This is a genomic window from Streptococcus sp. HMSC034E03, from assembly GCF_001811505.1.
Classification (GTDB): Bacteria; Bacillota; Bacilli; order Lactobacillales; family Streptococcaceae; genus Streptococcus.
This window is the reverse complement of sequence record NZ_KV804975.1, coordinates 1-13,231: the sequence shown is the minus strand read 5'-3', so window position 1 is coordinate 13,231 and position 13,231 is coordinate 1. Positions and strand designations below refer to the sequence as shown.

Annotated in this window: 10 protein-coding genes; all 10 read left to right on the top strand. The window is 40.3% G+C overall.

Going from position 1 to position 13,231, the window contains the following annotated elements:
• Positions 1-272: SIALI-17 repeat-containing surface protein (locus tag HMPREF2805_RS03510; RefSeq protein WP_148131587.1), on the top strand; the 272-nt coding region annotated here is incomplete at its 5' end.
• 293 nt (positions 273-565) lie between these two features.
• On the top strand, positions 566-1,264 hold the full coding sequence (locus tag HMPREF2805_RS03505; protein ID WP_075231410.1) for an N-acetylmannosamine-6-phosphate 2-epimerase: 699 nt from the start codon (positions 566-568) through the stop codon (positions 1,262-1,264).
• 117 nt (positions 1,265-1,381) lie between these two features.
• Complete coding sequence (locus tag HMPREF2805_RS03500) at positions 1,382-2,710, top strand: ABC transporter substrate-binding protein (RefSeq protein WP_075231409.1); 1,329 nt, start codon at positions 1,382-1,384, stop codon at positions 2,708-2,710.
• Positions 2,711-2,941: 231 nt separating this feature from the next.
• Positions 2,942-3,808 carry a carbohydrate ABC transporter permease gene (locus HMPREF2805_RS03495; RefSeq protein ID WP_075231411.1) on the top strand — a complete coding sequence of 289 codons (867 nt, stop codon included), beginning with the start codon at positions 2,942-2,944 and terminating at the stop codon, positions 3,806-3,808.
• Between the two features lie 16 nt (positions 3,809-3,824).
• Entirely contained in the window at positions 3,825-4,664 is an 840-nt protein-coding gene (locus tag HMPREF2805_RS03490; RefSeq protein ID WP_045613500.1) for a carbohydrate ABC transporter permease, read from the top strand.
• Between the two features lie 199 nt (positions 4,665-4,863).
• Entirely contained in the window at positions 4,864-5,316 is a 453-nt protein-coding gene (locus tag HMPREF2805_RS03485) for a NanQ anomerase/TabA/YiaL family protein (protein WP_075231408.1), read from the top strand.
• Positions 5,317-5,336: 20 nt separating this feature from the next.
• Positions 5,337-5,987: a DUF624 domain-containing protein gene (locus tag HMPREF2805_RS03480; protein ID WP_075231407.1), complete on the top strand. Its 651-nt coding sequence runs from the start codon at positions 5,337-5,339 to the stop codon at positions 5,985-5,987.
• Between the two features lie 164 nt (positions 5,988-6,151).
• Positions 6,152-7,069: a dihydrodipicolinate synthase family protein gene (locus tag HMPREF2805_RS03475; RefSeq protein WP_016466210.1), complete on the top strand. Its 918-nt coding sequence runs from the start codon at positions 6,152-6,154 to the stop codon at positions 7,067-7,069.
• A 15-nt stretch (positions 7,070-7,084) separates the two neighbouring features.
• Positions 7,085-7,969, top strand: a complete 885-nt coding sequence (locus HMPREF2805_RS03470) for an ROK family protein (RefSeq protein ID WP_075228292.1) — start codon at positions 7,085-7,087, stop codon at positions 7,967-7,969.
• Between the two features lie 322 nt (positions 7,970-8,291).
• Positions 8,292-13,231 (top strand): alpha-L-fucosidase (locus HMPREF2805_RS03465; protein WP_075231406.1); only part of this gene is annotated, 4,940 nt, incomplete at its 3' end.

Here is a 13,231-nt window from a genome sequence, read left to right as displayed (position 1 = left end):
TAGAATCAGCTAAGTTAGAAACCCCAGAATTTATAGGTGGAGTTAATGGTGCAGAAGCAACTGTCCATGAAGTCCCTGAGTTCAAAGGTGAGCAAGATATTGTGGTTCAGGCCATGGCCCAAGGTAAGACCTATCAGGCACCAGCAGCGCCTGCAACACGTCAGCAAGCCCTTCCTGAAACTGGAAGTGAAGATGCTGCAACTCTTGCAAGTGTAGGACTTGTGGGGATGCTTCTTGGCATGTTCGCCATGGGTAAGAAAAAAGAATATTAGTGCAATAGATAAACTTAAAGGTTTTATAGAGAAATTTGCTCTTTAATAGAAAGGGTCGTAACCAGAAGGTGTTACGGCCTTTTTCTTTCGTTTTTACGAGTAAAAAGCGATGTTTTCAAGGCTTTGAGAGGTACTGGGAAGAATTTTAGACGTCTGAAACTACTTTCAGGATGAATTGTTGCATAAAATTGTTTTGAAACTTCAATCTATTCTAGTACAAAATATTGAAAGCGTTTTAATAATGAGCTATAATAGTCACATAAGTACAAAGGAAAAGAAAAGGAGGAAAGTGGATGCCACAAATTAGTAAAGAAGCTTTGATTGAACAGATTAAAGATGGAATCATTGTTTCTTGCCAGGCTCTTCCTCATGAACCGCTCTACACAGAAGCGGGAGGAGTAATCCCCTTGCTAGTCAAAGCAGCAGAGCAAGGTGGAGCGGTCGGTATTCGGGCAAACAGTGTCCGAGATATCAAGGAAATCAAGGAAGTTACAAAACTTCCAATTATCGGGATTATCAAGCGAGACTATCCACCACAAGAACCATTCATTACTGCTACAATGAAGGAAGTGGATGAATTAGCTGCGCTAGATATCGAAGTTATCGCTCTTGACTGTACTAAGCGTGAACGTTATGACGGCTTAGAGATTCAAGAATTTATTCGCCAAGTGAAGGAAAAATATCCAAATCAATTATTGATGGCGGATACAAGTACCTTTGAAGAAGGCTTAACAGCAGTAGAGGCAGGAATTGACTTTGTCGGTACAACTCTATCAGGTTACACTTCTTACAGTCCAAAAGTGGATGGCCCAGATTTTGAACTCATCAAAAAACTCTGCGACGCAGGGGTGGACGTCATTGCTGAAGGAAAAATTCATACACCAGAACAAGCTAAGCAAATCCTAGGTTATGGAGTGCGAGGCATCGTTGTAGGTGGCGCTATTACTAGACCAAAAGAGATTACGGAACGCTTTGTTGCCGGTCTTAAGTAACATCATATAAAAAACGAGGAGAGTGGTTGATTAGTAGGGAAAAATGAAAACGTATACAAAGTCGGCGTTGCTCTTTATCCAATTCGGATACGCTTAACATCATTTAGGAGAATACAAATGAAATTTAGAAAACTAGCTTGTACAGTACTTGCGGGTGCTGCGGTTCTATCACTTGCTGCTTGTGGCAAATCAGACGCTAACAAAGATGCTGCCAAATCAGGCGATGCAGCAGCAACAACAGAAATTACTTGGTGGGCATTCCCGGTATTTACTCAAGAAAAATCTGGTGACGGTGTTGGAACTTATGAAAAATCTATCATCGAAGCTTTCGAAAAAGCAAATCCAGATATCAAAGTTAAACTAGAAACAATCGACTTCAAATCTGGACCAGAAAAAATCACAACAGCTATCGAAGCTGGTACAGCTCCAGATGTACTTTTCGATGCACCAGGTCGTATCATCAATTACGGTAAAAATGGTAAATTGGCTGAGTTGAATGACCTCTTTACAGATGAATTTGTGAAAGATGTTAACAACGAAAACATCGTACAAGCAAGTAAAGCTGGTGACAAAGCATACATGTATCCAATCAGTTCTGCACCATTCTACATGGCTATGAACAAGAAAATGTTGGAAGATGCTGGTGTAGCTAACCTTGTTAAAGAAGGTTGGACAACTGATGATTTTGAAAAAGTCTTGAAAGCACTTAAAGATAAAGGATACACTCCAGGTTCATTGTTCAGTTCTGGTCAAGGGGGAGACCAAGGAACACGTGCCTTCATCTCTAACCTTTACGGCGGTTCTGTAACTGATAAAGAAGTAACTAAATATACAACTGATGATCCTAAATTCGTTAAAGGTCTTGAAAAAGCAGCTAGCTGGATCAAAGATGGTTTGTTGAATAACGGTTCACAATTTGACGGTGGAGCAGACATCCAAAACTTTGCAAACGGTCAAACTTCATACACAATCCTTTGGGCACCAGCTCAAAACGGTATCCAAGCTAAACTTTTGGAAGCAAGTAAAGTTGAAGTGGTAGAAGTTCCATTCCCATCTGATTCTGGCAAACCAGCTCTTGAATACCTTGTAAACGGATTTGCAGTATTTAACAACAAAGATGAAAAGAAAGTTGCTGCAGCTAAGAAATTCATCCAATTCATCGCTGATGATAAAGAGTGGGGTCCTAAAGACGTAGTTCGTACAGGAGCATTCCCAGTTCGTACTTCATTTGGAAAACTTTACGATGACAAACGTATGGAAACAATCAGTGGTTGGACTCAATACTACTCACCATACTACAACACAATCGACGGATTTGCTGAAATGAGAACACTTTGGTTCCCAATGTTGCAAGCTGTATCAAATGGTGATGAACAACCTGCTGCAGCATTGAAAGCATTCACTGAAAAAGCGAATGAAACAATCAAAAAAGCAGCTAAACAATAAGCCCTAAATAAAAAGTAAAATCCCCCCTTTTCCCTGTGCACATTTGTGTACGAAAAGGGGGAGTTTTGTTTAAAAAATGTAAGAAACTGACAGGTCAAAATTAAAATGAAGTTCTTACATAGGCTAATCTTGAAAAATTTCATTTTGATTTTACATCAATGTCAGACGACAATCAAAAAACAAAAACTATTTGAAAGTGAGGTGCCGACTGTGAAAGTCAATAAAATCCGTATGCGGGAAACAGTTATTTCCTACGCATTCTTAGCACCAGTATTAATCTTCTTTACCGTCTTCGTCTTAGCTCCAATGATCATGGGCTTCATCACTAGTTTCTTTAACTACTCGATGACTAGCTTTGAGTTTGTGGGATTGGACAACTACATCCGCATGTTTAAAGACCCTGTCTTTACAAAATCTTTGATCAACACCGTTATCTTGGTTATCGGATCTGTACCGGTCGTTGTACTCTTTTCACTTTTTGTGGCATCACAAACCTACCAACAAAATGCGGTTGCTAGATCTTTCTACCGTTTCGTATTCTTCCTACCTGTTGTTACTGGTAGTGTTGCTGTTACGGTTGTTTGGAAATGGATCTACGATCCACTATCAGGTATTTTGAACTTTGTCCTTAAGTCGAGCAACATTATCAGCCAGAACATTTCTTGGCTCGGAGATAAAAACTGGGCTTTGCTTGCGATTATGATTATCCTTTTGACAACTTCTGTTGGTCAACCGATTATCCTTTACATCGCGGCAATGGGAAATATTGACAACTCACTGGTTGAAGCGGCGCGTGTTGATGGCGCTACTGAGTTTCAAGTTTTCTGGAAGATTAAATGGCCAAGTCTGCTTCCGACAACTCTTTATATCGCAATCATCACAACGATTAACTCATTCCAGTGTTTCGCCCTCATTCAGCTTTTGACATCTGGTGGACCAAACTACTCAACAAGTACACTTATGTACTACCTTTACGAAAAAGCCTTCCAATTGACAGAATACGGTTATGCTAATACCATCGGTGTCTTCTTGGCAATCATGATTGCTATCGTAAGCTTTGTTCAATTCAAAGTGCTTGGAAACGACGTAGAATACTAAGAGAAAGGAGACAGCTATGCAATCTACACAAAAGAAACCTTTAACAGCCTTCACTGTTATTTCAACTATCATTTTGCTCTTGTTGACTGTACTCTTCATCTTTCCATTCTACTGGATCTTGACGGGTGCATTCAAATCACAACCGGATACCATTATGATTCCACCACAATGGTTCCCTAAAGCTCCAACTATGGAGAACTTCCAACAATTGATGGTGCAAAACCCAGCCTTGCAATGGATGTGGAACTCAGTCTTCATTTCATTGGTAACTATGTTCTTGGTTTGTGCAACCTCTTCACTGGCAGGTTATGTATTGGCTAAGAAACGTTTCTATGGACAACGCATTCTCTTCGCTATCTTTATCGCTGCCATGGCTCTTCCAAAACAAGTTGTTCTTGTACCATTGGTACGTATTGTCAACTTCATGGGAATCCATGACACTCTTTGGGCGGTAATCTTACCTTTGATTGGGTGGCCATTTGGGGTCTTCCTTATGAAACAGTTTAGTGAAAACATTCCAACAGAATTGCTCGAATCTGCTAAAATCGATGGATGTGGTGAGATTCGTACCTTCTGGAGCGTAGCCTTCCCTATTGTGAAACCTGGATTTGCAGCCCTTGCAATCTTTACCTTCATCAATACTTGGAATGACTACTTCATGCAATTGGTAATGTTGACTTCACGTCAAAACTTGACTATCTCACTCGGGGTTGCAACTATGCAGGCCGAGATGGCAACCAACTATGGTTTGATCATGGCAGGGGCAGCTCTTGCAGCTGTGCCAATCGTAACAGTCTTCCTTGTCTTCCAAAAATCATTTACTCAAGGTATTACTATGGGAGCTGTTAAAGGTTAATACTCTGCGAAAATTGAATATAGTACAATCTGTTTATCAGTATGCAGAAGTATAGTTGATAGACTAAGAGAATACAGGATATATAAGTGTCTACAAAATGGAGAGGGGTTCCTTACTTCGTGAAGTTTTGTTAGACACTTATAAACTTACTAGCCAGATATTTCTTGTCTGAAGCTAACAATCAAGTAAAGGAATTACTATGATTTTTGATGATTTAAAAAATATCACCTTTTATAAAGGGATTCATCCAAATCTAGATAAGGCCATTGATTATCTCTACGAACATCGAAAAGAGTCTTTTGAACTTGGGAAATATGAGATTGACGGAGATAAGGTCTTTCTAGTTGTACAAGAAAATGTCCTTAACCAAGAAGAAAATGATCGCTTTGAGCATCATAAAAACTATGCAGACTTGCATTTGTTAGTTGAAGGACATGAGTATTCAAGCTATGGTTCTTGTGTTAAAGACGAGGCAGTAGCTTTTGACGAGGCAAGTGATATCGGCTTCGTCCACTGTCATGAACAATACCCACTTTTATTGGGTTATCACAACTTTGCGATTTTCTTTCCAGGGGAACCTCATCAGCCAAATGGTTATGCTGGCATGGAAGACAAGGTTCGCAAACATTTGTTTAAAATTTTAATTGATTAGTAAGTTAGGAGGAGCAAACAATGGCACAGAAAGGATCTGGATTACTCAAGGCAGCATTTGATACGGATAATGTTCTCATGCGTTTTAGTGAGAAGGTTTTGGATATCGTGACTGCGAATCTACTCTTTGTTGTGTCTTGTTTGCCTATTGTGACCATCGGAGTAGCTAAGATTAGTCTCTATCAGACTATGTTCGAAATTAAGAAAAGTCGAAGGGTACCCGTATTTAAAATCTATATTAGAGCCTTCAAGCAAAACTTGAGATTGGGGCTTCAACTAGGTTTGTTGGAATTGGGAATTGTTTTAATTAGTCTTCTCGACTTGTATCTGTTTTGGGGACAAGCAGGTCTAGCTTTTCAGGTGCTGAAAGCCATCTGTCTAGGGATCTTAATTTTCTTGACATTAGTCATGTTAGCAAGTTATCCTATCGCAGCGCGTTACGAATTGACTTGGAAAGAAGTGCTTCAAAAGGGCTTGCTCTTAGTGAGTTTCAACTTCCCTTGGTTCTTCTTGATGCTTGCAATTATTTTGTTAATCATTATGCTTCTCTATCTATCAGGCTTCACTCTAGTGCTTGGTGGTTCAGCATTTCTACTCTTTGGCTTCGGTCTTCTTGCCTTTTGCCAAGCTGGATTAATGGAAAAATTGTTTGCTAAATATCAGGCAGATTGAAAATGATATGAAACTACTTTCAAACATGAAAAGCTATGGGAGATGAATAGAAATTAAAATCTAAGTGGCTGAGATGTATTGAAAGCGCTTTTTACAAGGTGTATACTAAAATAGTAAAAAATCATCTGCTCAGAGCAGATAATAAGAAATCTTAGGAGAAATCTATGTCAGATTTAAAAAAATATGAAGGCGTCATTCCTGCCTTCTACGCATGTTATGATGATGCGGGCGAAGTAAGCCCAGAACGTACTCGTGCTTTGGTGCAATACTTTATTGATAAAGGTGTTCAAGGGCTTTATGTCAACGGTTCTTCAGGTGAATGTATCTACCAAAGCGTAGAAGACCGCAAATTAATCTTGGAAGAAGTGATGGCAGTTGCTAAAGGCAAGTTGACTATCATTGCTCACGTGGCTTGCAACAATACTAAAGACAGTATCGAACTTGCTCGTCATGCAGAAAGCTTGGGTGTTGATGCTATTGCAACAATCCCACCAATTTACTTCCGTTTGCCTGAGTACTCAGTTGCAAAATATTGGAACGACATCAGTGCAGCAGCACCAAACACAGACTATGTTATCTATAACATTCCTCAATTGGCAGGAGTTGCTTTGACTCCAAGCCTTTACACAGAAATGTTGAAGAACCCACGTGTTATCGGTGTTAAAAATTCTTCAATGCCAGTTCAAGATATCCAAACTTTTGTTAGTCTTGGCGGTGATGATCATATCGTCTTTAACGGTCCAGATGAACAATTCCTAGGTGGACGTCTCATGGGTGCAAAAGCTGGTATCGGTGGTACTTATGGTGCTATGCCAGAACTCTTCTTGAAACTCAACCAATTGATTGCGGACAAAGACCTAGAAACAGCGCGTGAATTGCAATATGCAATCAATGCTATCATTGGTAAATTGACTGCTGCACATGGAAACATGTACGGCGTTATCAAGGAAGTCTTGAAAATCAATGAAGGACTTAATATCGGATCAGTTCGTTCTCCACTTACACCAGTGACCGAAGAAGATCGTCCAGTTGTAGAAGCAGCTGCTCAATTGATTCGTGAAACTAAGGAGCGTTTCCTCTAATCAATAGGAGGCTTTATGACTAATTACGTTGCAATTGATATTGGTGGAACTAATATCAAATATGGTTTGATTGACCAAGATGGACAACTTGTAGAGTCTCACGAAGTAGCAACTGAGGCTCATAAGGGCGGTCCACATATCTTACAGAAAACAAAAGATATTGTCGCTAGCTATCTAGAAAAAGGACCGGTGGCAGGTGTGGCTATTTCCTCAGCGGGAATGGTTGATCCTGATAAGGGTGAGATTTTCTATGCTGGTCCACAGATCCCGAACTATGCAGGGACTCAATTTAAGAAAGAAATTGAAGAAAGTTTCCAAGTTCCTTGTGAAATTGAAAATGATGTCAACTGTGCAGGGCTAGCAGAAGCTGTTTCTGGATCTGGAAAAGGTGCAGGAATAACGCTATGTTTGACCATCGGAACAGGTATCGGCGGTTGCTTAATCATTGACGGCCAGATTTTCCATGGATTTAGTAATTCTGCCTGTGAAGTTGGCTATATGCATATGCAAGATGGGGCTTTCCAAGATTTAGCTTCTACAACTGCCTTGGTTGAGTATGTAGCTAAGGCTCATGATGAAGAAGTAGCCCATTGGAATGGTCGTAGAATTTTCAAAGAAGCTACAGAAGGCAATAAACTCTGTATGGAGGGAATTGACCGTATGGTAGACTATCTTGGAAAAGGTCTTGCTAACATCTGTTATGTTGCCAATCCAGAGGTTGTTATACTAGGTGGTGGTATTATGGGGCAGGAAGCGATTTTGAAACCGAAAATTCGTACAGCTCTGAAAGATGCGCTTGTTCCAAGTTTAGCGGAAAAAACAAGATTGGAGTTTGCGCGTCATCAAAATACTGCGGGTATGCTTGGAGCTTACTATCACTTCAAAACAAAACAATCCTAAGTTGGCCTTGCCAATTTAGGATTTTTTAGTCATAAACAGTAAAATGATCATTTAGTAAAAATCTAGTTAAAACTTTGAAAACCCTTGCATTTTTTAATATAACATAGTATATTTATAATAATGCGAAAACTCTAGAAAAATTCTTGCTAATGGAAGCATTATTTTATTGTTTGAAAATGTAAGCGATTTCTATAACCTTATATTTACTTAAAATAAATAGCTCAGAGAAAGAATTTTAAGCTAGGGAATCAAACAAAAATTGTCGCCAGATAACACTGGGCTCGGGCAGTAGCTGACTGCTCTAGAAGATTAGGAGTATTTGATGAAACAATATTTTTTAGAAAAAGGTCGAATATTTAGTATTCGTAAACTGACTGTTGGTGTTGCTTCTGTAGCAGTCGGTCTTGCTTTTTTTGCATCTGGGAATGTTGCGGCTAGTGAGCTTGTGACAGAACCAAAACTTGAAGTAGATAGTCAAGCAAAAGAAGTGGCAGATGTAGATCATGAAAAAGAAGCAGTTAAAGAAGAAGTAACTGAAAAAACAGAACCTACTGTCGAGAAAGTGGCAGAGGAAGGAAAACCTGCTGAAGTGGCTGGCGATTTACTCCCTGAAGAAATCCCTGACCGTGCCTATCCTGATACTCCGGTGAAAAAAGTGGATACTGCAGCTATTGTATCAGAAAAAGATAGCCCACAAGTAGAGACTAAGAGCATTTTGAAACCTACAGAAGCAGCTCCATCTGAAGCTGGAAAAGAAAATAGAGCCATTATCAATGGCGGACAAGACCTTAAGCATATCAATTATGAAGGTCAACCAGCTACATCTGCTACTATGGTTTATTCAATCTTTAGCTCACCTTTGGCCAATGGCGGTAGTCAGCGATACCTTAACTCAGGTTCAGGTATCTTTGTTGCTCCAAATGTCATCTTGACAGTGGCCCACAACTTCTTGGTCAAGGATGCAGATACTAATGCGGGATCTATCCGTGGTGGTGATACGGCTAAGTTCTATTACAATGTAGGTTCAAATACTGCTAAGAATAATTCTTTGCCAAGCTCTGGAAATACTGTTTTGTTCAAGGAAAAAGATATTCATTTCTGGAATAAAGAAAAATTCGGTGAAGGCTATAAGAATGACCTAGCCTTGGTTGTAGCTCCAGTTCCACTTTCAATTGCAAGTCCAAATAAGGCAGCTACCTTTACTCCTTTAGCTGAATACCGTACCTATAACCCTGGTGAGCCAGTTAGCACGATCGGCTACCCAACAGATTCTACTTCTCCAGAATTGAAAGAACCAATCGTACCTGGTCAATTGTATAAGGCTGATGGTGTTGTTAAAGGTACTGAAAAGTATGATGATAAGGGAACTGTTGGTGTAACTTACCGTTTGACTTCTGTATCAGGTCTTTCAGGTGGAGGTATCATCAACGGTGATGGTAAAGTTATCGGTATTCACCAACGTGGTACAGTTGATAATATGAACATTCCTGAAAAAGACCGTTTCGGTGGAGGTCTTGTCCTATCTCCAGAACAACTAGCATGGGCTAAAGGCATCATTGATAAATACGGTGTTAAAGGCTGGTATCAAGGCGATAACGGTAGCCGTTATTATTTCACTCCAGAGGGAGAAATGCTCAGAAATAAGACAGCAGTTATTGGCGAAAATAAATACTCTTTCGATGAAAGCGGTGTAGCAACTCTTCTTGAAGGTGTTGAATATGGACGAGTTGTTATCGAACACGTAGACCAGAAAGATAATCCAGTCAAAGAAAACGATACTTTTGTTGAAAAGACAGAAGTTGGAACTCAGTTCGACTATAACTATAAAACAGAAATTGAAAAGACTGACTTCTTCAAGAAGAATAAAGAAAAATATGAGATTGTATCAATTGATGGCAAAGCTGTCAATAAACAGCTAAAAGATGCCTGGGGAGAGGATTATAGCGTTGTGAGCAAGGCTCCTGCAGGAACTCGCGTTATCAAGGTTGTTTATAAAGTCAATAAAGGTTCCTTCGACCTTCGTTACCGCTTGAAAGGTACAGAGCAAGAATTGGCACCTGCAACTGTGGACAACAACGAAGGAAAAGAATATGAAGTTTCCTTTGTCCATAGATTCCAAGCTAAAGAAATCACGGGCTACCGTGCAGTAAATGCAAGTCAAGAAGCTACCATCCAACACAAAGGAGTGAACCAAGTTATTTTTGAATACGAAAAGATTGAAGATCCAAAACCAGTAACACCAGTCACTCCAGTAGTTGATCCAAAAGATGAAGAAACAGAAATTGCTGCTTACGGACCACTTCCAAGCAAGGCTCAATTGGACTACCAAAAGGAAGAATTGGCGGCCTTCATCCACTATGGTATGAATACTTATACCAACTCTGAGTGGGGGAACGGTAGAGAAAATCCTCAAAACTTTAACCCAACTAACCTTGATACAGACCAGTGGATTAAGACTTTGAAGGATGCTGGCTTCAAACGAACAATCATGGTTGTAAAACACCACGATGGATTTGTAATTTACCCATCTAAGTACACAAAACATACTGTCGCTGCTAGTCCATGGAAAGATGGTAAGGGAGACCTTCTCGAAGAAATCTCTAAATCAGCGACTAAGTATGACATGAATATGGGTGTTTACCTATCACCATGGGATGCTAATAACCCTAAATATCATGTTTCAACTGAAAAAGAGTATAACGAATACTATCTCAACCAACTCAAGGAAATCCTTGGAAATCCTAAATACGGTAACAATGGTAAATTCATCGAAGTTTGGATGGACGGTGCGCGTGGTAGTGGAGCTCAAAAAGTAACTTATACCTTTGACGAATGGTTCAAGTACATCAAGGAAGCTGAAGGAGATATCGCTATCTTCTCTGCTCAACCGACAAGTGTCCGTTGGATCGGTAATGAACGTGGTATCGCAGGAGATCCAGTCTGGCATAAGGTCAAGAAAGCTAAAATCACTGATGATGTTCGAAATGACTATCTCAACCACGGGGATCCAGATGGTGATATGTACTCTGTAGGTGAAGCAGACGTTTCTATCCGTTCAGGTTGGTTCTACCATGACAATCAACAACCAAAATCAATCAAAGATTTGATGGATATCTACTTCAAGTCTGTTGGTCGGGGAACGCCACTTCTACTCAATATTCCACCTAATAAAGAAGGTAAATTCGCAGATGCAGATGTGGCTCGTTTGAAAGAATTCCGAGCAACCTTGGATCAAATGTATGCGACTGACTTTGCTAAGGGTGCAACTGTAACTGCAAGCTCTACTCGTAAGAATCACTTGTATCAAGCAAGCCACCTAACAGATGGTAAGGATGATACTAGCTGGGCATTAGCAAATGATGCGAAGACAGGTGAATTTACTGTCGATCTTGGTCAAAAGAGACGCTTTGACGTGATTGAACTCAAAGAAGACATCGCTAAAGGTCAGCGTATCTCTGGATTCAAGGTTGAAGTTGAACTCAATGGCCGTTGGGTACCATACGGTGAAGGCTCAACTGTTGGTTATCGTCGCCTTATCCAAGGTCAACCAGTAGAAGCACAAAAGATTCGTGTGACTATTACTGGTGCGCAAGCGACTCCTATTTTGACAAACTTCTCTGTTTATAAGACTCCAAGCAGTATCGAGAAGACAGATGGTTACCCTCTTGGATTGGACTACCATTCAAATACAACAGCAGATAAAGCAAATACAACTTGGTATGACGAATCTGAAGGTATCCGCGGAACATCTATGTGGACTAACCAAAAAGATGCAAGCGTAACTTACCGTTTCAACGGAACTAAGGCTTATGTCGTATCTACAGTGGATCCAAACCACGGTGAAATGTCGGTTTACGTTGATGGTCAAAAGGTTGCAGACGTACAAACCAATAATGCAGCTCGTAAACGTAGCCAGATGGTTTATGAAACAGATGACTTGGCTCCAGGTGAACATACCATTAAACTCGTCAACAAAACTGGCAAAGCAATTGCAACTGAAGGTATCTACACGCTCAACAATGCTGGTAAAGGTATGTTTGAGTTGAAAGAAACAACCTATGAAGTTCAAAAAGGTCAACCAGTTACTGTAACCATCAAACGTGTTGGTGGTAGCAAGGGAGCTGCAAAAGTTCATGTCGTGACTGAGCCAGGAACAGGGGTTCACGGTAAGGTTTATAAAGATACAACTGCTGATTTGACCTTCCAAGATGGTGAAACAGAAAAGACTTTGACAATCCCGACAATTGACTTTACTGAACAAGCTGATTCAATCTTTGACTTTAAAGTGAAAATGACTAGCGCATCAGACGATGCCTTGCTTGGATTTGCAACTGAAGCAACTGTTCGAGTAATGAAGGCTGAATTGCTTCAAAAAGATCAAGTAAGTCACGATGATCAGGCCAGTCAACTTGACTATAGCCAAGGTTGGCACCATGAAACCAATTCTTCTGGTAAATATCAAAACACTGAGTCTTGGGCATCATTTGGTCGTTTGACTGAAGAGCAAAAGAAAAATACTAGCGTAACAGCTTACTTCTACGGAACAGGTCTTGAAATCAAAGGTTTTGTTGATCCTGGACATGGTATCTACAAGGTTACTCTAGATGGTAAAGAACTTGAGTATCAAGATGGTCAAGGAAATGCCACTGATGTCAATGGCAAGAAGTACTTCAGTGGTACAGCATCTACACGCCAAGGCGATCAGACTCTTGTTCGTTTGACTGGGCTAGAAGAAGGTTGGCATGCTGTAACCTTACAATTGGATCCAAAACGAAATGATACTTCTAGAAATATTGGTATCCAAGTTGACCAGTTCATCACTCGTGGTAAAGATAGCGCTCTTTATACCAAAGAAGAATTAGTTCAAGCTATGAAGAACTGGAAGGATGAATTGGCTAAATTTGACCAAACAAGCTTGAAGAACACTCCAGAGGCGCGTCAAGCCTTCAAGTCAAACTTGGACAAAATATCAGAACAACTTTCAGCAAGCACTGTCAATGCGCAAGAGTTGATGCTGACAGCCACAACCTTACAAGCTATCCTTGATAAGGAAGACAACTACGGTTCAGATGACACACCGACACCAGACCAGCCAGAGGAGCCAAACTATGACAAGGCTATGGCAAGTCTGGCAGAAGCGATTGAAAGAAAGACTAAAGAACTTGGCGATGATAAGGAAGCTAAGAAGAAATTAGTTGAGTTGGCTGAACAAGCTCTCACTGCTATCCAGGAAGCTAAGACTCAGGATGCAGTAGATAAGGC